This window comes from Brachybacterium sp. FME24 (genome assembly GCF_014897705.1).
Lineage (GTDB): Bacteria > Actinomycetota > Actinomycetes > Actinomycetales > Dermabacteraceae > Brachybacterium.
On the sequence record NZ_JABUXV010000007.1, the window covers coordinates 217,092 to 239,294 of the forward strand.

Below are 22,203 nucleotides of genomic sequence, written 5' to 3' on the forward strand. Positions count from 1 at the left end.
GCGCCGTTCGTCTGCCTGCCGTGAGCCCTCCCGTGCGTACTGCCCGGTTGCAGCTGGCCCCGGTGGTCGAGGGCGACCTCGAGGAGCTGTTCGCCCTGCACGCGGACCCGCGCGCCTTCACCGAGGACCTCACCGAGCCGCTGACCGGGCGCGAGCAGATGCGCTGGGTGCTCGCGCAGTGGATCGAGCACTGGGCGCAGCACGGCGCCGGGTACCTCACGGTGCGTTCCCGCGAGCCCTCCCGGGGCACGCTCCCGTCCGGGCTGCTGGGGGTCGTCGGCCTCGCCCCGCTCGAGGTGGACGCTCACGCAGACTTGAGTGCCTACTGGCGCGTCTCCCCCGGCGTGAGCGGCCGCGGGGTCGCCACCGAGGCGATGCACGCCGTGCTGGGCCACCCGGAGATCGGGGCCCGTGGTCGCGAGGTGCTGGCGGTGACCGCCGCGGGCAATGCCGCGTCCCGCGCTCTGGCCGCGAGGCTCGGCTTCGCCCTCGCCCCCGCGTCGCGTCCGGTGCCCGGCGGCCGCGAAGGTGACGTCCTGCTGATCCGCCCTGCCTGAGCGCGCGCCCCGGTCCGTAGACTGCGAGGCCATGAGTGCACCGGGCCCCGCAGACCGCACGACGGCGGATCCTGCCGACCAGGAGGCGTCCACCGGCGATGAGTCGCCCGGCGCCGGCCGCTATGCCCCCTCCCCCAGCGGCGATCTGCATCTGGGGAACCTGCGCACCGCGATCCTCGCCTGGGTGCTGGCCCGTCGCTCCGGTCGTGCCTTCCACCTGCGCGTCGAGGACCTGGATCGGGTGCGGGAGGGGTCCCAGCGGCGCCAGCTGGAGGATCTCGCCGCCCTCGGGATCGACTGGGACGGGGAGGTGGTGCGGCAGTCCGAGCGCGGCGCGGCCTATGAGTCCGCGATCGACCGTCTCGTCTCCCACGACCTCGTCTTCGAGTGCTATTGCACCCGTCGGGAGATCCTCGAGGCACCGAGCGCGCCGCACGCCCCGCCCGGCGCGTATCCCGGGACCTGTCGGGATCTCAGCGCGTCCGCGCGCGAGACGGGCCGGGAGCGGATGCGCGAACTGCGCCGCGACCCGGCACTGCGCCTGCGGGCCGACGTCCCCGAGCGGACGGTCCAGGACCTGTGGGCCGGGAGCGTCCGGGGCCCGGTCGACGATCTGGTGCTGCGCCGTGGGGACGGCGTGGTCGCGTACAACCTGGCGGTCGTCGTGGACGATGCGGCCGCGGGCGTGGACCAGGTGACCCGCGCCGATGACCTGCTCAGCTCCGCACCCCGGCAGGCGCACCTGGCGCATCTGCTGGGGCTGCCCGAACCCGGGTACGCCCACGTGCCGCTCGCGGTGAATGCCGCCGGGACGAGACTGGCGAAGCGGGACGGTGCGGTGACGCTGCGGGATCGCCTGGAGGGAGGGGAGGCCATCGCCGACGTCGTCGGCCGGATCGGTGATTCGCTGGGACTGCCCGGCTGCCGCATCGCGGCGGACGTGCTCGAGCGCTGGGACCCCTCGACCCTGGATCGCGCACCCTGGGTCGTGGACCTGCCCACCTGAGTGCGCGCCCGCTCGCGGTTCCGCAGCGTGATGACGGCGCAGTCTGATCACCGCGCAACTTCGCTACCACCCTCGGCCGGATCTGAGAAGGGGGAGTTCTGCCGATGCGGAGTATGACCTGGTGCACGTAGCGTCGGGGCGGCGGTGCCCGACACGGCACTGCGTTCCCCCACGTCCTGCGAGAGGTCCTCTCATGCCCGAGCACCAGACCACTGCACGATTTCCCTCCCTCCTCACCCGTCGTTCCCTGTTCCGCACTGCGGGGGTGACGGGTGTCGCTGCGGCGAGCGGCCTGCTGATCACCAGCCCCGCCTCTGCGCTCTCGACCCTCGGCGTGCAGACGGCGCTGTGGGGCCTCTACTACTACGACGGTCTTCGCGACGGCGACCTCGGCCCGAAGTCCAACACCGCGATCCGTCAGTTCCAGGCCGACCGCGCGCTGGTCGTGGATGGCGATGCCGGGGCGATCACCCGTGCGGAGCTCGTCTCGGTGGTCTCCGAGGTCCAAGCGCACGTCTCCGTCTCCGAGGACGGCGACTACGGCGCCAAGACTGTGGCCGCGGTCGAGGAGTTCCAGCGCGGGGAGTCCGACCTGGTGGTCGACGGACGCGCCGGAGCGAAGACCATGGCCCTGATGGGCCTCGTCCGCACGGTTCCCGGCGGGGGGAACGACCTCAACCCTGACCTCGTGCTCGCGCAGTGGAACACCGAGATCAGCCGTTCGCAGGTGATCGACCGCGCGATGTTCTGGGCCCAGGACAAGCGCCCCTACTCCATGGGCGAGTCGAGCCCCGGGCCGGAGCCGGCGAAGCTGTGGCGCACGGACTGCTCCGGCTTCGTGTCCATGGCCTGGGGAACCTTCCCCGCGGACAAGGAGATCGGCTTCACCACCGGCATGCTGCATCCGGACGCCGGGCACGGCGTCACCCGTGCGATCGAGAAGTCCGAGCTCGAACCCGGGGACATCCTCCTGATCACCCCGGAGGAGAACGGCAAGGAGGTGGGCCACGTCGGCATCTTCGAGAAGTGGGCGGATGCTGCCCGCACCACCTGGGTCATCCTCGAGCAGGCGTACTCCACCGAGGGCACGGCGCGACGCACCATCGGCTATCCGTACTCGCCCTCGCCCAGCGGCTCGAAGTACAAGCCGTATCGCTACACCCGCATCGCCGACTGACGCGGACGAAGGGCGACACCCGGCGCGGGAACCGGGGCCCGAGCATCGTGCGCTGACGTCACGCCTCGAGCCCCGGGTCCCGGGTTCCGCTCGCCACACTTACTGCTCGGTAACTGCGAATCTCAATACACAAATGTATCGTGTTGCTCGTGATGAGAATCCTCCGAGCTCTCCAGGCCGCGCTGACCGCTGTGGCCCACGCCCTCCTGTCCGCGCTCCGCGGCGCCGGCCGCGGGATCGCCGCCGCTGGTCGTGGCGCGGTCGCCCTGCTGCCCGGGGAGTGGAAGAAGCCGATCGCGGCGCTGTTCGTCGTCGGCCTCGCGCTGGTCCCCGTCATCTACTCCGGGAACATGACGTGGTCCTTCCACGACCCGTCGAACAACCTCGACCAGATCACCGCCGCGGTGGTCGACGAGGACGAGGGCGCGACCATGACATCGCCGGCCGGTGGTGACAGCGGCGAGGAGACCAGCATCGATGTGGGTCGCGAGTTCACCGACACCCTGATCGACATGGACAAGGAGAACGTCTACCGCTTCGTGGAGGTCTCCGCCGCCGAGGCGCACCGGGGGCTGGAGGACGGCACCTACGGCGCCACGGTCGAGATCCCCTCGTCCTTCTCCGCGAACGTCGCCTCCCTCGGCGGCGAGGCCGAGCAGGCCGCCCCGGCACTGCTGACCGTCACCACCAACGACTCCATCAACTACGTCGGCGGCAACTTCTCGAAGTCGGTGGGCACGGCCCTGACCGACTCGCTGCGCGCGAGCGTGCTCGAGGAGTACCTGAGCAACGTCTACGTGGGCTTCACGACGATCCACGACGGGATCGCCGGTGCGGCCGACGGTTCGAGCGAGCTCGCCGACGGCACCACCGAGCTGGCCGACGGCACCGGCGACCTGGTCTCCGGCAGCAGTGAGCTCACCGAGGGCACCGGCGAGCTGGCCTCCGGGGCCGACGAGCTCGCCACCGGCGCCTCCACGGTGCACGACGGCAGTCTCGACCTGGTGGTGGGCCTGGATCAGCTCACCGCCGGCGCGGTCGAATTGCGCAGCGGCACCGCGACCCTCCGCGAGGGCGCCGACCAGCTCAGCACCGGCCTGGTCACGCTCGATGAGAAGGGTCGGCCCCTGCGCACCGGGGCCGACGATCTCGCCGCGGGCACCGACCAGCTGGCCACCGGCGCCACCGACCTCTCCGACGGCGCCGAACAGGTCGCCGGCGGCACCCAGCAGCTCGACGAGACCATCAGCGCCGCCCAGCAGCGCGCCGAGGAGATCGGCGTGACCCCCGAGGGCGTGCAGACCACGAGCGACGACCTGGTCGCGGCGATCGACACCCTCGAGGGCGCCGCCACCGGGCTCTCCGACCGGCTGCAGCAGCCTGCGGCCGACGCCGGCACCCTCTCCGACGCGGCGACGGCCCTCGACCAGACCGCGACCAGCGCGGACGACGCGGCGCAGGCCCTCGACTCCGACACGACCGACCGCGCCGCCGACGCCCGCACCTTGCAGGACGGTGCCGCCAGCATCGCGGAGGACGCCGCCACCCTCGACACGGCGGCGCAGGACACGGCGAACGCCACCGATACCGCCACAGACAGCGCCACGACCGCGCAGGACGGAGTGCAGGCGTACACCGACTCGGTCGACGACCTGGCCGCACGCTGCGAGGACTCCGGCGCCGATGCCGCCTTCTGCGAGGAGCTCGCGGGGGTCTCGGAGACCTCGCAGCAGACCCGCGACGACGCCGCCCAGGCCTCCACCGACGCGACCACTGCGCACGATGCCGCAGGCACTGCCGCCGAGCAGTCCACCTCCCTCGAGGACACCGCCACCGGGATGACCGACTCGGCCGACGCCATGGTCACGTACCTCGAGGACCTTTCCACCACCACCACGTCGCTCGCCGAGGGCACCTCCTCGGTCGCGGGCACCACCGGCGCCCTCGCCGAGGACTCCTCGAGCCTCGACTCCGATCTCGCGACGCTCCGTGAGGACACCGCCGCTGCCGCTCCCACCCCGGAGCGAGGCTCCACGGCGAGCGACCTCGCCGCCGATCTCACGGAGCAGGCCCGCACCGCGGCCCTCGCCCTGCCCGACGCGTACGCCACCCTCCAGCAGGGCGCCGATGACGTGCGCCGGTTGAACTCGGGTGCCCAGGACGTCTCCTCCGGCGCAGAGAAGCTGGCCGCGGCCAGCGGCACCGCCAAGAACGGCGCCCAGGACCTCGCCTCCGGCGTCGGCCAGTACACCGACGGTGTGGGGACCGCCCGCACCGGCGCCGAGCAGCTCGCGGACGGCTCCGCGGACCTCGCCACGGGAGCTGACCAGTTGGCCGATGGAACCCGTGAGGCTCGCGCCGGCTCCGGCAGACTCGCCGACGGAGCAGGCGAGCTCGACGCGGGCGCCACCGAGCTCGCCGACGGCGCCGGGCAGGTCGACGACGGCGCCGGTGAGCTCGCCGACGGTGCGGTCCAGCTCGACGAGGGCGCCGATGAGGTGCGCGACGGCTCGGCCGAGCTGCGCGACGGCCTGCGCGACGCCGAGGGCGATGTGCCCTCGTACACCGACACCGAGGGCGAGGAGCTCGCGCAGACCGCTTCCGATCCGGTGCAGATGAGCTTCGAGCGCGACCATGAGCTGTCCCGCTTCGGCGAAGGCCTGGCCCCGCTGTTCCTGGCGATCAGCCTGTGGGTGGGTGGCATGGCGATCTTCCTGATGATGCCGCCGTTCTCCACGCAGGCCGCCTCCCGCGGGGTGGGCCCGGCACGCCTGCTGGCCGGCGGACTGGTGCCGGCATTCCTGCTGGGCCTGGTGCAGTCCGCGATCGCCGTGGGCGCCCTGCACTGGGCGGTCGGGATCACCATGGACGACCTGCCACTGCTGTTCGGCCTGTCGGCGATCACGAGCCTGGTGTTCGTGGCGCTGAACCATGGCTTCGGGGCATTGTTCGGGCCGGTCGGGAAGTTCGTCGCCCTGGTGCTGGTGGCCCTGCAGATCTCCGGGGCCGGCGGTACCTATCCGACCGCGACCCTGCCACAGTTCTTCCAGGTCATCCATCCCTTCCTGCCGATGACCCACGCGGTCGATGCGTTCCGCGGCGCGATCGGCGGGGGGTGGGTGGATCCCACCGGCGATCTGCTGTGGCTCGCCGGCTGGCTCGCAGTCGGCGTGGCCCTGGGGTTGGTCGGCGCCGTCGTGCAGCGTCGACGCGCACTGCAGGAGGCCGACGGTCACACCTTCGAGGAGGACCCAGCCCCTGCCGGTGACCTCTCGACTCCGGATGCCGCGCGAACCTGACGGGCCGGGCACGGTCCCGAACGCGGAGGGCCCGGGAACTCGCGCTACGCGGAATCCTCCCGACGGCGGTCCCGCCACAGCATGATCACCAAGGAGACCGCGAGGGCGAGCATCAGCAGGGTGAAGGGCATCGCCGCGACCACGGCAGCCCCCCGGAGGTCCTCCGGTCCACCGCCCAGCAGCAGCACCGCGGCGAAGGCTGCCGCGAAGGACCACAGGAGCCGGACCGGCCGGGGAGGCTTGAGGCTGCCCCCTGTCGTGGTGCTGCCCAGCATGAACGACGCCGAATCGGCGGAGGTGATGAACAGCAGGGCGAGCACCGGGACCAGCAGCACCAGCGTGAACCCGGTCAGCGGCAGGGTGTCGAGGACGGCGAGCGTGGCCACCGACTTCGTCTCCCCGGCGATCTCGGCGACGTCCACGGCCCCGCTGAGCTCCCGCTCCAGGGAGGTGCCTCCGAACACGGAGAACCACACGACGCCGACCGCGGACGGCACCAGGACGACGCCGCCGACGACGCCGCGGATCGTCCGCCCCCGCGAGATCCGCGCGATGAAGGTGCCGACGAACGGCGCCCACGCGATCCACCAGGCCCAGAAGAAGTACACCCAGGCGCCGGTCCACGGGTCACCGACAGGCGCCTCGATCGCCAGGCTCATCGGCACCAGGTGGAGGCCGAGGTCGCGCAACCCGGCACCGGCGGTGGTGAGGATCGCGGTCGTCGGCCCCAGCACGAACACCGCTGCCAGGAGCACCCCGCACAACGTCATGTTCACCAGACTGAGCAGGCGGATGCCGCGACCCAGCCCGGTCATCGAGGAGATCGTCGCGAAGACCATCAGGCCCGCGATGATCGTGATCTTCACGCCGAACGAGTCGGCGATCCCGAAGTGGGCGGCGAGGCCGGCGCTGAGCTCCCCGGTGCCGAGACCCAGGGAGGTGGCCACGCCGAACAGGATGGCGAACACCGCGATCACGTCCACCACGGTGCCCGGCCACCCGTCGGAGTGCTTTCCCAGCAGCGGGCGAAGGGCGGCGCTGACCAGCATCCCCTCCCTGCGATTGAAGCTCGCGTAGCCGATCGCCAGGGCCACCACCGCGTACAGCGCCCAGGCGTGCGGGCCCCAGAACATCAGGGCGTGGCGCATCCCGTCCCGTGCGGCCGCGACAGTTTCCGGATCCGCCGTGCCGTGCGGCGGGTCGGCGAGGTGGATGAGCGGCTCTGCGCTGCCCCAGAACAGGAAGCTGAGTCCCACCCCGGCGCTCATCAGCATGGCGATCCAGGAGACGACGCCGAACTCCGCGGTCGCGTCCGGCCCGCCGAGCCGGACTCGGCCGACGGGGCTGACCGCGAGGACGAGCACGAACAGCAGCAGTGCCGTGACGGTGATGGGGTAGACCGGGCCGAAGGTGCCCACCACGACGTCGCGGAGGGCCGCGAGCACGGCGGTGAGCAGGTGGGGCCGCCACAGCCCGAAGGCCACGAAGGCGAGGGAGAGCAGCAGGGACGCGTGGAAGACGGGCCCGAGTCGCCCCCGGGCCTGCGGTACGGGCGCCGGCGCGGTCATCCCTGTCGAGTATAGAAGTGCCTAGCTCGGGGGCCTCGGGGTGGCGGTGACCTGCGGCCCCATTCCGGGGCTCGCAGCGGGACCGATCAGAACAGGGCGAGCTCCGGATCGGGGACGTGGTCGGCGACCGGGGCCTCGGGGCGCCCGAGGGCCCGGAACTCCCAGCCGGCGGCGCGCCAGTCCCGCGGAGTGAGCACGGTGCGGCCGTCGATGATCCGCGGGGCCGCGACCAGGCGGGCCGTGGCGATCGGGTCGAGGTCACGGTACTCGCGCCACTCGGTCAGCAGCAGCACGAGCTCCGCGCCCCGCAGGGCCTCGCTGGCGTCCGCCTCGGTGACCAGGCCCTCGATGCGACGCTCCGCATTGGCCAGCGCCTCCGGATCAGTGACGGTGACGTGGGCACCGGAGGCCATGAGCCGGGAGGCGACCTCGAGGGCCGGGGAGTCGCGCACGTCATCGCTGTCGGGCTTGAAGGCCGCGCCGAGCACGGTGATACGGCGCCCGCGCAGGGGACCGAGCATCTCGCGGGCCAGCTCCACCACACGCACTCGTCGGCGCTGGTTCACGGCGTCGACCTCGCGGAGGAACCCGAGGGCCTGCCCGGCGCCGAGATCCTCCGCGCTGGCGATGAAGGCCCGGATGTCCTTGGGCAGGCAACCGCCCCCGAAGCCCACGCCGGAGCGCAGGAACTTGTTCCCGATGCGGTCGTCCATACCGAGCGCGCGGGAGATGTCGGTGACGTCGGCGCCGGTGGCCTCGCACAGCTCGGCCATCGCGTTGATGAAGGAGATCTTCGTGGCCAGGAACGCGTTGGCGGAGACCTTGACCAGCTCGGCGGTCTCGAAGCCCATCACCAGGCGCTGCACGCCGCCCTCGAGGATCTGCGCATAGACGGCGTCGAGCATCTCGACCTCGGTGCCGCCGGCATCGGGATCGCGCACGCCGTAGACGACGCGATCGGGCTCCAGGGTGTCCTGCACGGCGAAGCCCTCCCGCAGGAACTCCGGGTTCCACACCAGGTGCACCCCGTCGACCCGCTCGAGGCTCTCGGCGAGGCCGCGGGCGGTGCCGGCCGGCACGGTGGACTTCCCGACCACGAGGGTCGCGGCGCCGTCGCGGGCGGGAAGCACTGCGGCGAGCGAGTCGACGGCTGCGTGGAGGTGGCTGAGGTCCGCCCCGAACCCGTCGGCCCGCTGCGGGGTCCCCAGGCCCAGGAAGTGGACCTCGGCGTCGGCGAGGTCGGCGTAGTCGGTGGTGAAGTGCAGACGGCCGGAGGCCAGCCCGCGGGCCAGGATCTCGGCGAAGCCGGGTTCGTGGAACGGTGCCTCGCCCGCGCTGAGCTGCTCGATGCGACGGGCGTCGACATCCAGACCGATCACCTCGTGGCCGAGCTCGGCCATGCTCGCGGCATGGACGGCGCCGAGGTATCCCACACCGATGACGGAGAGCTTCATGGTGGACCCGCTTTCTCGCGCTGCCCCGGAGATCACCGGTACGGCCGACGAACCCCTCGGGGCCCGGACAGTGGCTCCACTGTTGCCTCCCCGGGTGACAGGGAGGTGGCCGCACGGTTGAGCGCAGTCGAGAGTCCGACGACGCCTCGGCGCATCGGCGGCCGGTGCGGCTCGTCCGGGGCCGGTTCGGCCCATCGGAGATCGACCCGGCTCCTCACCGGGTCGACTCCGCTCAGACGCTCTCGTCCTGGGTGCGCAGCCAGCGCGCGAGACGGGAGGACGGGTCCGCGGCCAGGGCCGTGGGGGCACCGTCCTCGCGCACGTCGCTGCTCTCGAACCACAGCACGCGGTCCATGGCCGTGATGGTCTCCGGGTCACGGCTGCTGACGATCGCGGTGCGCCCCTGGACGAGGGCCGCCAGCGCCGCCAGGACCGGCTGACGCTCAGCGGTCGACAGATCCGCGTCCGCGGCGTCGAGCACGACGATCGGGGCATCGCGCAGCAGCGCCCGGGCGATCGCGATCCGTCGCCGCTGACCGTCGGTCAGGACGTTCCCGCGTCGCACCAGCACGGTGTCGAAGCCGGAGCTGAGCTGGGCGATGACGTCGTCCACCCCGGCGCGGCGAGCGGCCTCGGCCACCTCGGCGTCGGTGGCGTCGGGACGGCCGATGCGGATGTTCTCGCGCACCGTATCGGTGAACAGCACGGGCTCGCGCTGGACGACGGCGACCTGGCGGCGCAGATCCGTCAGGGAGAGGGTGCGGGTGTCGAAGCGATCCAGCAGCACGCGACCGGTATCCGGCTGGTCGAAGCGCAGCAGGTAGGAGATCAGCGCCGCGGACTCGTGGCCCGCCCGGTCCAGCAGGGCCACGTGCTGCCCGGCCGGGACCACCAGGGAGACCGCATCGAACAGGTCACCGCCGGGCCCACCGGCCGTGTTGACGGCGGAGAACACGATCTCGCCGCCCACCTGGTCCACGGGCTGGGTGCGCTGGGGTTCGGGGATGCCGGCCTCGCGCGCGAGCAGAGCGGCGATACGGTCGCCCGCGGCGGGCGCCGACCTCACGCTGCCCAGGTGCTGGAGCAGCTCGCGCAGCACGACGATCGTGATCAGGACGTCGGCGAGGACGAGCACCAGGTCACCCGGGGTCATGGTTCCTGCGGCGACCCGCTGGCCCCCCAGGAGCAGAGTGGCGACGACGCCGATCCCGGCGATGAGCTGCGTGAGCAGGTGCACCAGGGTCTCGGAGCGACGGGCCCGGGTCAGCGCGCGACCGGCGCGGGTGCCGGCTTCGGTCAGTCCGCGCTCGGAGCGGGACTCCAGGCCGTAGGACTGAATGGTGCCGGTGGCGGCGACCAGCTCCTCGGCGGTGTCGGCGAGCATGCGGGACTCGGTGAGCGCCTTGCGTTCCGCAATGCGGCCGCGGCGCAGCGCGAACGTGGCGGTCAGCACGTACAGCGCCCCGACCACGAGGAGCACGAGCGCCGCGAGCGGCTCGACGATCACGGTGACCAGCAGCAGGGACAGGAGGGTCAGCGCGGCCGCGACGGCGCGCGGGCCCGAGTGGGACAGGAGATCCCGCAACGCGGCGACATCATCGATCAGCGGGCGCACCGTGGCATCGTCGGCCTGACCGCCGTTGCGGGCCGAGATCGTGGGCGCCCCGCCGTCGCCCGGGGACAGGCGATGGACGTGAGCGAGCAGCCGGGAGCGCAGGGCGGTCGCGATGCGCACCCCGACTCGGCCGAGGGCGGCGATCGCCGTGAAACGAGCGATCACCTGCAGGATCAGCAGCACGGCCAGCACGATGACGCTGGTGACCAGGGCGCGCTCGGGGTTGCCGGTGACGCCCGCCAGGGCAGGAAGATCGGCGCCGGTGGAGGCGACGGCGGCGTCGACCGCGTACTTCAGCGGGAACGGCAGGGCGATCAACAGCCACACGCTCAGAAGCAGGGCGATCGCCCCGGTCAGCAGAGCCGCGCGATGGGTGCGCAGGTACGGACTGAGCACCTGGAGCACCTGGTGGGCGGGGCCGTCGGCTCGACCGCTGCCCGGCGATTCGGCGAGGGGAGCGGGCGATTCGGGGGCACGGTCCGCTCCGTGGCCGGGCTCGGCTGCTCCCGACGCGCCGGCGCCGGGGGTGGCGGAGGCGGGGGTGGCGGGTACACCGGTGCCGGACCCGGCAGCCGCGAGCGCCGTGGTGCCCGGCACGCCGGCGCTGGTCGTCGACGGCTCCGACTCCGTCACGCGGGGCGGAGTCTTCCCCCTGCCGATCTTGCCCAGCGACGGTCTCATGGTCGTTCGAGCGTTCTTCCCGGCCACCGACCCCGTGCCGGTCTCGTCGGCGCGCTGCCCGCCGAGCAGCGATTCCCGGGCCCAGCCGAACTTCTTGGCCTTCGGGGACATCGTCACGGGGACGGGGAAGGCCGGTGCGCCGTCGAGGTCATGCCTGGTCGATGCAGCGTCGTCGGCGGGGACCTCGGGCTCTCCTGCTGCCTCCGGGCCCGCTGTACCCGACTGCTGATCGGGCCCCGACGGGTCGCGATCCATTCCTGCCTCGTGCCCGACGGGCTCACCCTCAGCCGGCTCGTCGGCGTTCGCGCTGTCGTCGGAGTCGGCGGACATGTCGGTGTGCGTCGGGTCGGCGGGGTCGGCGGGGTCGGTGGGGTCGGCGGAATCGGCGACCACGGTCCACCGATCTCCGGATTCGGGGTCGTGCTGCGCGGTACCGCTGGGCGGCTCGCCCTGGGCACCCTGGGGCTCCGGGGCCGCTTCGACCTCGTCGATCGCTTCGGGGTCGTCCGGGCTCTCATCCTGCTCGTGGATCGGCTCGTGCACCGCATCCTGCAGCCAGGCGTCCTCGAGAGTGTTCGGCCCGTCGTCATATCGGGGCTCGTCGACGGCGGCGGTCCCGCCCGTCTGCGCATCATCGACCTCGGAGGCAGACCACACGTCCGCCTCTGCCCCGGAGGACCAGGACGGGCTCGTCGTGCGCAGTCTCGTCGAATCGACGTCCCCGGCGTCCCCGGCGTCGGAATCTCCGCCGTCGGACTCGACGGAGACCGCCTCGAGGGGAACGGGCTCGGCCGGGACCTCCGGGGAATAGCTGGGCTCGGCCGAATCCTGAGGGAACGATCCGGGCTCGGCCGGGGCCTCCGGGGAAAAGGTGGGCTCGGCCGAATCCTGAGGGAACGATCCGGGCTCGGCAGGGTCCTCCGGGGAAAAGGTGGGCTCGGCCGAATCCTGAGGGAACGATCCGGGCTCGGCAGGGTCCTCCGGGGAAAAGGTGGGCTCGGCCGAATCCTGAGGGAACGATCCGGGCTCGGCAGGGTCCTCCGGGGAAAAGGTGGGCTCGGCCGAATCCTGAGGGAACGATCCGGGCTCGGCAGGGTCCTCCGGGGAAAAGGTGGGCTCGGCCGGGCTCCGCGGGGACAGGCCGGGCTCGGCCTGAATCGACTCCGGCTCCGATTCCGGCTCGACCGAAGCGGGATGGGACACGCCGCGTTCAGCCGGTGCGATGTCGGCGGAATCGGGCTCGGCGCGATCGGGCTCTGCGGGGCTGGGCATCAGAGGACTCGAGCTCGCCGGGCTGAGCTCGGCGGGACTGAAGCCGGTGGGACCGGGCTCCGCGGGCACCGTGGTGTCCGCGGGACCGAGAGCCGCGGCGCTGCTTGCACGGGGGCTCCTGCCACGCTTCCTGTTCCTGTTCGACGTCATGCGAAGGACACCTCCGGGCAGTGCGCGTGCGGCCGCGCGATCGCGGGCGAGACCGCGGCGCGCGTGGAAGGAGAGTTCAGCGAAGACATGGAATTCCTGGTCGACGTCGGGTGGTGACCCGCCGGGGCATACTCGGGCACTGCTCAGTGTGTCACCGTCAGCCGGGAAGCTCACCGAACGGCCAGAAGCGAGGCACGGTATGCGAGCCGCGCAACAGGATTCCCCCGGGTCCGCGCTGTGTCAGCAGCGGTTCCGCACTGCGCCGGCAGCGGAATGGCGCGCGGGCCCCTCGCCCGCCACCCCGCTACGTAGTACCGTTTTCAAGCAGTTAGGGATGTCGCGGCACCGGGCCCCGGATCCAGCGCCGCCAGGGAGAGTCGGAATGAGCCAGAACACCGGGAACACCGAGAGCGACCGAACGGCCGCGAGCAGCCAGAAGACCGAGAGCGCCCCGAGCCCGAGCGCGCCGGACACGGCTCCCGAGCCGCTGATCACGGTCGATGTCTGGACCGATGTGGTCTGCCCGTGGTGCTACATCGGCGAGTCCCGCCTGCACGACGCGATCGCTGCTGAAGGCCTCGAGGGCCAGGTGCACCTGCGAGCGCACTCCTTCGAGCTGGACCCCACCTCCCCGACCGACACCGTGCGCGACAACGCCGATCACCTGGTCGAGGCCAAGGGCCTGACGCTGGCGAAGGTCCGCGAGATGGAGGCACAGATCCAGGAGATGGCCACCGAGCTCGGCCGCGAATACGTGACCGAACGCCCCATCGCGAACACCCGTGGTGTGCACCGCGTGATGCAGGCGATCAGCGCGGAGCACGGCGAGGACGCCGCCACCGACTTCTTCCTCGACCTCCAGCGGGGCTACTTCACCGGGACCGCGAATCCGTTCGACGCCGACGCGGTCACCGCCCGCGCCGGCGGAGCCGGGCTGACCGAGGAGGTCGCACGCGCCGCCTTCGCCGGTCGGAGTCATGACGACGAGGTCGAGACCGACGTGCGCAATGCCGTGCAGATGGGTGCCCGCGGCGTGCCGTTCTTCCTGTTCAACGACAAGTACACGGCCCCGGGCGCGCTGCCGTTGGACGCTTTCCGCCAGGCGCTGCGTCAGATCGCTGACGAGGCGCGGGCCGAGAGGGCGCAGTCATGAGCGAAGCGTCCGGACGCGGCACGACCTCCAGCAGCGCAGCCGCGGACGGCCCGGCACCGAGCACCACGGAGCCGCAGGCCACCGCCCCCGTGGCATCCCTCGCCTCGTTGCTCGGTGGCGAATTCGAGAACGGCGCCGCGTGCGCTGCGGACGGCACCTGCGACTGACCCCACCCCTGCTCGGGGCACCCTGCCACGGAAGCACGGGACTTATGCGTGGAGCGACCCCGTATGTGGCACTGGCTCCACGCATAAGTCCGCTGCTTCGCGACACAGGCACAGGCACAGGCACAGGCACAGGCACAGGCACAGGCACAGGCACAGGCACAGGCACAGGCACAGGCACAGGCACAGCCGAGCACACCACGGGCGGGCCCGAGGTGCTCACCTCGAACCCGCCCTGGGGCCGGCGATCGGTGCCCGGCAGGAGCCGGCGGGGACTCAGCGGGTGAGCAGCTCCTCGGTGCTGGTGCCGGGGAGGCTGACGGTCACGGGAGTCCCCCACGGGTCGCGGACCGTCACCGAGCGTCCGGCGTCGGCGAAGGGGAGGCCCGCCGTGGTCAGCCGCGCGGTGAGGGCATCGAGGTCCTCGCGGGCGGGGACGGTCATGGCGACGTCGGCCAGGCCCAGCGAGGTGGCGCGAGGGCCGGCGCCGCGACTGTTCCAGGTGTTCATCGCGACGTGATGGTGGTAGCCGCCGGCGGCGGCGAACAGGGCGCCAGGGTGGGAGCCGACGGTGGTCTCGAAGCCGAGGGTGTCGACGTAGAAGCGGCGCGCCGACTCGACGTCTCCGACCTGCAGGTGCACGTGCCCGACGATGCCGGGACGCAGCCCCGGGCTGGCGGCGACATCCTCGGTGACGTGCTCGCTGAGGTACGTGTTGGGGTCGAGGTACAAGCTGTCCATCGCGACCTGACCGTTGGCCCAGGTCCACTGGTCGCGCGGGCGGTCCCGGTACAGCTCGATGCCGTTGCCCTCGGGGTCGGTGAAGTAGAACGCCTCGGAAACCAGGTGGTCGCTGGAGCCGACGAAGCGCGAACGGGGATCCTGGGCGGCGCGCAGGACGGTACCGGCGAGCGCGGGCTGATCATCGAACAGGAATGCGGTGTGGAAGAGGCCGGCCTGGCGGGGGTCGACGCCGGGCAGATCGGGAGTGGCGACGAGTCGCACGAAGGGCATGCTCCCGCGACCGAGGACGCGATGGACCTCGCCGTTGACGCGGGCCTGCTCCTCGATCGCGGTGAGCGCGAGGGCGTTCTCGTAGTAGGAGCTCATGAGCTCGAGGTCGCCTACACGCAGGGTCACCGCGTCCATGGCGAGGTCGGCGGAGAGGTGCCGCTCATCGACCGCAGTCGTGGAGCCGGGCACGGACAGGGGTGAAGAGGCCATGGGCGATCCTTCCGATCGAACGGGATTGCCCCCAGTCTGACCCACTTTCATCCAACTTTCAATCACTCGAGGGAGTGGCTCCGCCCATAGCCGTCACCGGCTCCTCGTGCCGGCTCCCGCCCCGCACTCCTGGTCACGCTCCGTACGCGCGCAGTGCCACCACCCGGGCTTCGGGTGCCCCGTGGGTGTCTTCGACCACCAGGCGCAGCGCGGTGGTCGTCACCGACTCGCTCAGCCGGAGCGAGCGATGCCGCTCCCGGTTCTCCGTGAGGCGAGCGACCTCCTGCCACCGGGCGTCGACGAGCATTTCGAGGCGGGCGTTGCGCACCAGCGTCGCCATCGCGTCCCCGGGGGTGCGGTGATGGTGGAGGTTGATGAGGTCCTCGTTGACATCGTCGTCCAGGACCAGGTCGATCGTCCTGATCTCCTGCGGCGTCGTCCAGCGCAGCTCGAGCCAGGGCTGAGGATCCTGGGCGGTCAGGTCCGAGACCCACATGTTCGGCCCCCCGTACGGGCGGGCGTACCCGCCGATCACCTGCGCGGGGTCGAAGGCGGAGGTCGGTGAGGTCACTCGGAAGCAGATGCCCTCGCCGTGCAGGGTCTCCTTCCAGTGCCGCCACTGCTGCGGACTGGGCTCCTCCGCAGGCATCTCCCGATGCCGCAGCGTGACGGTCCCCGGCTCGACACCCGTTCCCCGGTGAAGGCTGACCAGCGAATTCCTCCGCAGGACGACGACGGCGTTCTGCGCCTCCCCCGGGCTCCATCCGAGGTCCGCCCGCGCCCATGACCTGCCTCGGGCCGCCGGCACCGTGACGCTGCGCAGGAGGGTGTCGGGGAGATAGTTCTGGGGCCTGCTCACGCTGTGCAGCTCGAGGGCGAGCTCCGTGTCCTGGACGGCGTCGACGAGGATCTCCATCCCGTCCAGGTTCGGATCCACCGGCACCACGAGCCCCAGATCGTGGTCGAGGTGATGGAGGCCAGCGCTCGTGGCCGAGGCGAGGGTGCTCTTGCGCGAGGACGCCGTCGCCTGGGCGCTCAGCGCCAGGTTCGCGGGGTCGTCGTCGGCCACTCCGAGCAGTGAGGCATCTGCTCGGACCATCGCCCGATGCAGCTCGGCGAGGTGATCGTCGCCGAGCTGTCGGGCAGTGGCGCCGAGACGGCCTGCGACGGCGGCGGCGATGCCGGCGGCCTCACCGAGGATGGCGCAGGTGGCCATCACGCGGGTGCTGCCGAACGCCACGTGGCTAGCGCTGATGTCGCGGCCGGCCATCCACAGATTGGTGACGTTGCGCGAGTACAGGGCGCGCAGCGGGATGTGGTAATTCCCCTCGGGGTGCCAGTGCCGCGACCCCTTCTCGCTCGCGTACACGCCGCCCACCGGGTGGAGGTCGATGGACCAGCCGCCGTAGCCGATGCGGTCCGTGAACTCGGTCTGGCCGAGGACGTCGTGCTGGGTGAGGACGTGATCGCCGACGAACCGTCGGTACTCCCGCTTGCCAGGCACCGCCCCCACCCATTCGAGGCTGAGGGTATCCGCCTCGTAGAGCCCGGAGTTCTTGATGTAGTCCCACAGTCCGTAGCAGACGGCCTGGAGCTCGTCACGGATCTGTTCGTTGTCGTGGACCACGTCGAGGTCGCCGCCCCACTCGATCCACCAGAAGTCGCAGCCGTTCATGGTCTCCCGGATCACCCGGTTCCGGGGGATCGAGGTCGACGCGATGTCGACCGCGAACGACGGGGCGACGAACTTCTGCGGATGCCCCACGTCCTTGGTGTAGAAGAGGATCGTGGAGCCGAGCATGTCCTCCCCGGGCTCGTCGGGCGCCCAGGACTCCTCGAAGGTCTCGCGCGGTTCGCTCCCCCGCATGGTCTCAGCGCCTGCCAGGTGCCCGACCAGTCCGTCGCCGCTGCAATCGATGAAGGTGGGCGCGACGAAGGTGATCCGACGTTCGGATCCGCTCATCCAGGCGGTCACGGAGCTGACCACGCGAGCGTCGGCCGACCCGTCGGCCCCGACCTCGGTCACGTCGGTGTTCAGGAAGAGCTCGATGTTCGGCTCGGCGCGGACCTTCTCCAGCAGAAGCAGGTCCCAGTAGTACGGGTTGCCGTCCGGGTTGCGGAACTGGTTCTCCACGAACAGCTCGCCCATGATGCCCGTCTCGCGGGCGTACAGGTGGATCCCGTGGGCCGTGGCGCCGCAGACCCATACCCGCACCTCGCTCGAGGAGTTGCCGCCGAGAACCGGTCGGTTCTGCACGAGGGCGACGCGGCTGCCCTGGCGGGCGGCTCCGATCGCCGCGCAGATGCCGGCGAGGCCTCCTCCCACCACGACGATGTCGGTGGTGACGGATTCGGTGAGCATGGGGGTCCTTCCTGAAGGGGTGGTCGTGCAGGGTGTGGTGGCGCTGGAGCGGTCGGGCGGGACAGGGGTCAAAGCAGGGATGGTCGGACGGCGCGGGGGTGGCCGGGTAGCGGGTGCCGGTCAGCGAGCGTCGGCGGGCCCGTCATCGTCGGGCGCGTCGTCGCCGGCGAGGTTCCCGAGGGTCCCGTCGTCGACGAAGCGCATCGTGGGATCGGCGGAGCGTCGTTGGGCCACCAGCAGCCAGAGCATGCTCGTGACCAGGGTGTCGCTGGCGCGGCCGGCGAAGTGCTGGGTCCACACGGTCCCGTTCCGGACCCCCGTGTACAGCGGCACGTCCGCCGCCTGCTCCAGGAGCGAGCCCGGCACGCCGTGCACCGCGATCGTGGTGGCCCCGGCGCGCTGCCCGGCCTCGACGAGATGGAGGGCGGTGGTGTCGTCCCCGGAGCGGTTCAGCACGAGGATGACGTCGCGCTCGGTGAAGGTGCCGGCGACCAGATCGAGAGTGCGCGGCCCGGTCTCGTGGCACCAGACCGCGACCCCGATCCGCAGCAGTCGCAGGTACAGCTCGCGCACAGCGATCGAATCCCCCCATTCCCCGTGCAGGTGCACGCGCTCTGCGCGGGTGATCGCCTCGGCGGCCCGTTCGACCTGGGGCAGATCGATCACGGCAGCGGCGTCACGCAGCGCCCGGGCGGCGGTGCCGGCGAGGATGTCCAGCACGTCGCGGGGGGCGTCCGACGGCGTGATCGCGGTGCCGATGTCGCGCTCCCACCCGGACTGCGCCGCACGGCCGTTGTCCAGCGCGATCGCGGAGCGCAGGGCGGGGAACCCGGCGTAGCCGATCCGTCGAGAGAACCGGGAGACCGCCGCCGGGGAGGTCTCTGCCGCCGCGGCGAGCGCGGTGATCGAGGCATCGCCGGCGCCGAGCGGATCGGCGAGGATCGCCTCGGCGATCCGACGGTTGGTCGGGTTCAGCTGGGCGACGGCCTCGCGGATGCGCTGCAGGGCCGAGGGCGAGGAGGCGGTCGACGTGGTGCTCATCGGTGAATTCTCGTCCTTGGTCGGTCGCGGTGGGGAGCGCTCGGGTCTCGGGGGCACATGGCCGGACCGCCTCGGGTCGCTCTTCGGGCTCGGCGCGGCCCGGCATTGAGCACTGCTTCACGGGGCACTACTTCAGGGCGCTCTCGGTCATCGCCCGGACGAACCGGCGCTGGAAGATCAGGAACACCAGCAGGATCGGGATGATCGAGATGACGGCAGCCGCCATCGACAGCCCCGCGGCCATCGCCCCGTTCTCGTCGGTGAAGCTGGTCAGGCCCATGGGCAGGGTGAAGGTCTCGGGGCTGGAGAGGAACACCAAGGGAGTCTCGTAGTCGTTCCAGGACCAGACGAAGGTCAGGATCGCCAGTGCGCTGATCATCGACGTCGCATTGGGCAGGTAGACCCGGAAGAAGATCTGGAACTCGCTCGCCCCGTCGAGCCGGGCCGCCTCAGCGAACTCGTCCGGCTGGGAGACGAAGTACTGACGCATGAGGAACGTGCCGAGCACGGTGAACATCCCCGGCAGGATGAGCGCCCACAGCGTGTCGTACAGACCGAGCTCCTGGAAGTACACGAAGCGCGGGACCAGCAGCAGCTGCGCCGGGATCAGGGACGTGGCCAGGTAGGCGATGAACACCTTCCCGCGGCCGGGGAAGCGGAGCTTGGCGAAGGCGTATCCGGCCAACGTGGCCGTGGTCAGCTCTCCGGCCACCCGCAGCACCGCCACGAACACCGAGTTCCAGAACGCGAGGAGGATCGAGTTCTCCCCGAAGAGGACCTCCGTGTAGTTCTCCCAGCGGGGCTCGTCCGGGATCCACTGCATGGGGATGGCGAACGCCTCCAGATCCGGCTTCAGGGAGGTGGAGATCATCCAGGCGAACGGCAGCAGGAACACCAGGGCGAGGATCCACATCGGAATACCCCAGGACCATCGGCGGATGCGGTCACGCCGGCGGCGCTGCGCCTGTCGGGCGGCGGGGCCGGTGCCTCCGCCCGAACTGCTGGGGCGGGTCGCGGTGCCGCTGGCGGCGGTCGACGTCTCAGTCATGGAGGGCCTTCCCTCGCTGGGCTCGCCACATCAGGAGCATGAGGGCGAAGATGCCGATGAAGGTCACCAGGCCCACCGCCGAGGCATAGCCGAAGCGGTAGAACTGGAAGCTCGTCTGGTACATGTAGAAGGACAGCGTGGTCGTGGAGTCCCCCGGGCCGCCGTTCGTGATCAGGGCGATCATGCCGAAGGTCTGCGAGATGCCCACGAACAGCGTGACCAGCAGGAACACGGTGGTGGGCAGCAGCGAGGGCCAGGTGATCGCCCGGAACGACGCCCAGCGGCCGGCACCGTCGATGCGCGCCGCCTCGTACAGCTGGGTGGGAGCATCCTGCAGCGCCGAGAGGTAGATGAGGTTCGCATACCCGGCCTGGGCCCAGATCGTCACCAGGATCAGCGCGGGCAGCGCCCAGTGCGAGGAGGCGAACCACTGGGGCAGGTGCTCGAGGCCGAAGATCCCCAGGAACTGGTTCATGAGCCCGGCCGAAGGGTCCAGCAGCATCTGCCAGGTCATGCCGATGGCGACGATGTTGACGATGTAGGGCACGAAGAACGCGGCCCGCAGCAGCCCCCGGGCCGGGATGTCGCGGTTCAGCGCGAGGGCCAGCGCGAGGCCCACCACGAGGGTCAGCGGGACGGCGACCCCGGCGTAGAGGATCGTGATCACGAGGCTGCGCCAGAACGTCGGGTCCTGGAACACCGCGATGAAGTTGTCGAGGGCGACGAATTCGATGCCCCCGAACCCGGAGACCAGGTTCCACTCCGTGAAGGACAGCAGGATCACCGAGACCAGCGGGATGAAGGTGAAGGCCAGCACCCCCAGCAGGTTCGGGGCGATGAAGAGCCAGCCGACGATCGGCTTCGGGTCCGACGGCGCCCGTCCGGGCGTGCGTCGCCTCCGTGCCGTCGGCTCGCGGGCGCCGGGTGGGGCCGCGGCGCCGTCCGCTCGTGCTTCCGCTGTCGTCATGTCAGTCCTCCTCGAAGCGGTCGATGAGCGCCTGGGCGTTCTTGTCGACGGTCTCGATGGCCTTGGTGGGCGAGCGCTCGAGGAGCCAGCACACGTCGCGCTGCTGCTCGTACTTCTGGGTGATCTCGGTGTAGGCGGTCAGCTCCGTGTCCAGGTGCATCCGCGGCTGATCCTCGAACAGGGTGCGGCGGAAGGAGTCCACGTCGAAGAACTGCTCTGCGTCCTCGCCGAGGATCCCCTCGAGGAGCTGGTCGTCGTCGATGTCGCCCAGCAGCGAGATGTACCCGGCGCGAATCAGGTCCTGCCCTCCGTGCAGCAGCCAGAACTTGCTGAACTCCCAGGCGATCTCCTGCTTGGGGCTCTTGGAGTTGATCTGGACGAAGGCCCCGTACTCCCCCGTGTTCCAGTCCGCGCCGTCGAGCGTGGGCACCGGCGCGGCGGAGACCGTGAAGTCGTGGGGGTACTCCTCCTGGTCGGTCAGGAAGCGCAGGCTGTAGGGCGCCGTGGTCCACAGCCCGAAATCCTCGGCGATGAAGTTGTTCTGCTGGTACGCCTCCAGCTGCCGGGCCAGGGCCTGCGACCACGGGTAGAGGACGCCCTCACGGATCAGCTCCGCAGCCAGGTCGAAGTGGCGCAGGAACGCCGGATGGGAGAAGTTCGAGTCGCCGTCGGCGGTGAATCGGTAGTTCGGGCCGAGTTCGATCCGGGCGAGGTCCGGGAGCACGTAGGTCCCGTACTTCCCGTCGGCCGCAAGAGCCCTGATGGCTTCGAGGTATTCCTCGAACGTCCACTGCTGCGGCAGGTCGATCCCGGCGCGCTCGCGCAGCTCGTCGTTGAACAGGACCATCTGCGGGATCCTGGTCGTCGCCAGAGCCGTGATCTCGTCCCCGTCGATGAGCGCCTTGGGATCATCGGTGTCCAGGAACATCTCCAGCTCGGGGGTGCTGCGCACCAGGTCGCCGACGTCCGCAGCCAGCCCCGAGCTCACCCGCATGGTGAGGTTCGGGACGCCGTAGGTGAAGAAGACGTCGATGTCGACACCGCCCTGGAGGGCCGTGTTCAGCTTGACGTTGCCCCGGTCATCGTTGATGTACCGCGTGTACTCCACGGTGATGTCCGGATGCTCCTCCTGGAACCTGTCGATCACCTGCTGCGGGCCGTTCTCGGCCGGGATCCCGCCCCACACCTGGAGCGTGTTCATGTCCTTCGCCGGGCCAGAGGAGCAGCCTGCGACGGCCGCAGTGCCCGCGACGGCGCCCAGCGCTCCGGCGAACTGCCGACGACTCGGGAGACGTCTGCCTGCAGGGTGCATGCCCATCCTTCCGACGCTGCGATGCGTGGATCGAGTACTTCGCGAGATGCGCAACTTTTACATTCTCGATCGCTCACGTCAACCCTTGCTGCAAATCTTGTACATGCTTATCGTGGAGCGGTCCCTTCGGGGGCCTGACGCTTCGTCCGACGC

General features: G+C 71.0%; 15 protein-coding genes. 6 read left to right on the top strand and 9 right to left on the bottom strand.

The features are described 5' to 3' along the window. The first annotated feature begins 20 nt into the window (after positions 1 to 20). The 4 genes from INT51_RS10135 to INT51_RS10150 all read left to right on the top strand — a co-directional run bounded on the left by INT51_RS10135 (position 21) and on the right by INT51_RS10150 (position 6,039). Positions 21 to 557 carry a GNAT family N-acetyltransferase gene (locus INT51_RS10135; protein WP_193105173.1) on the top strand — a complete coding sequence of 179 codons (537 nt, stop codon included), beginning with the start codon at positions 21 to 23 and terminating at the stop codon, positions 555 to 557. 31 nt (positions 558 to 588) lie between these two features. Beyond that, positions 589 to 1,563, top strand: coding sequence for a tRNA glutamyl-Q(34) synthetase GluQRS (gene gluQRS / locus INT51_RS10140; protein ID WP_193105174.1), 975 nt, complete (start codon positions 589 to 591; stop codon positions 1,561 to 1,563). Between the two features lie 193 nt (positions 1,564 to 1,756). Continuing rightward, positions 1,757 to 2,740 (top strand): peptidoglycan-binding protein, encoded by a 984-nt coding sequence (locus INT51_RS10145; RefSeq protein ID WP_193105175.1) that lies wholly within the window; start codon positions 1,757 to 1,759, stop codon positions 2,738 to 2,740. Positions 2,741 to 2,892: 152 nt separating this feature from the next. Then, positions 2,893 to 6,039 carry a YhgE/Pip domain-containing protein gene (locus tag INT51_RS10150; RefSeq protein WP_193105176.1) on the top strand — a complete coding sequence of 1,049 codons (3,147 nt, stop codon included), beginning with the start codon at positions 2,893 to 2,895 and terminating at the stop codon, positions 6,037 to 6,039. Positions 6,040 to 6,083: 44 nt separating this feature from the next. On the opposite strand, the gene INT51_RS10155 is transcribed toward INT51_RS10150, so the two are convergent. The 3 genes from INT51_RS10155 to INT51_RS10165 form a co-directional block, all read right to left on the bottom strand. Continuing rightward, entirely contained in the window at positions 6,084 to 7,607 is a 1,524-nt protein-coding gene (locus INT51_RS10155) for a BCCT family transporter (protein WP_193105177.1), read from the bottom strand. Between the two features lie 86 nt (positions 7,608 to 7,693). Next, on the bottom strand, positions 7,694 to 9,061 hold the full coding sequence (locus INT51_RS10160) for a UDP-glucose/GDP-mannose dehydrogenase family protein (protein ID WP_193105178.1): 1,368 nt from the start codon (positions 9,059 to 9,061) through the stop codon (positions 7,694 to 7,696). Between the two features lie 232 nt (positions 9,062 to 9,293). Then, on the bottom strand, positions 9,294 to 12,629 hold the full coding sequence (locus INT51_RS10165; RefSeq protein ID WP_193105179.1) for an ABC transporter transmembrane domain-containing protein: 3,336 nt from the start codon (positions 12,627 to 12,629) through the stop codon (positions 9,294 to 9,296). Between the two features lie 532 nt (positions 12,630 to 13,161). Here INT51_RS10165 and INT51_RS10170 point away from each other — a divergent pair. Both INT51_RS10170 and INT51_RS10175 read left to right on the top strand, forming a co-directional pair. Continuing rightward, on the top strand, positions 13,162 to 13,932 hold the full coding sequence (locus tag INT51_RS10170; RefSeq protein ID WP_193105180.1) for a DsbA family protein: 771 nt from the start codon (positions 13,162 to 13,164) through the stop codon (positions 13,930 to 13,932). Then, positions 13,929 to 14,099 (top strand): hypothetical protein, encoded by a 171-nt coding sequence (locus INT51_RS10175; protein ID WP_193105181.1) that lies wholly within the window; start codon positions 13,929 to 13,931, stop codon positions 14,097 to 14,099. Before INT51_RS10170 ends, INT51_RS10175 begins: the two co-directional genes overlap by 4 nt. A gap of 273 nt (positions 14,100 to 14,372) precedes the next feature. On the opposite strand, the gene INT51_RS10180 is transcribed toward INT51_RS10175, so the two are convergent. From INT51_RS10180 to INT51_RS10205, 6 genes are all read right to left on the bottom strand, one after another. Beyond that, entirely contained in the window at positions 14,373 to 15,320 is a 948-nt protein-coding gene (locus INT51_RS10180; RefSeq protein ID WP_193105182.1) for a VOC family protein, read from the bottom strand. 133 nt (positions 15,321 to 15,453) lie between these two features. Further along, positions 15,454 to 17,682, bottom strand: coding sequence for an FAD-dependent oxidoreductase (locus INT51_RS10185; protein WP_193105183.1), 2,229 nt, complete (start codon positions 17,680 to 17,682; stop codon positions 15,454 to 15,456). Positions 17,683 to 17,802: 120 nt separating this feature from the next. Continuing rightward, positions 17,803 to 18,723, bottom strand: coding sequence for a MurR/RpiR family transcriptional regulator (locus INT51_RS10190; protein ID WP_193105184.1), 921 nt, complete (start codon positions 18,721 to 18,723; stop codon positions 17,803 to 17,805). Between the two features lie 127 nt (positions 18,724 to 18,850). Then, positions 18,851 to 19,771: a carbohydrate ABC transporter permease gene (locus INT51_RS10195; protein WP_193105185.1), complete on the bottom strand. Its 921-nt coding sequence runs from the start codon at positions 19,769 to 19,771 to the stop codon at positions 18,851 to 18,853. Beyond that, a complete protein-coding gene (locus INT51_RS10200; protein WP_193105186.1) occupies positions 19,764 to 20,738 on the bottom strand; it encodes a carbohydrate ABC transporter permease in 975 nt (324 codons plus the stop codon). Before INT51_RS10200 ends, INT51_RS10195 begins: the two co-directional genes overlap by 8 nt. Position 20,739: 1 nt before the next feature. Continuing rightward, positions 20,740 to 21,939, bottom strand: coding sequence for an ABC transporter substrate-binding protein (locus INT51_RS10205; RefSeq protein WP_193105187.1), 1,200 nt, complete (start codon positions 21,937 to 21,939; stop codon positions 20,740 to 20,742). Positions 21,940 to 22,203 lie beyond the last annotated feature (264 nt).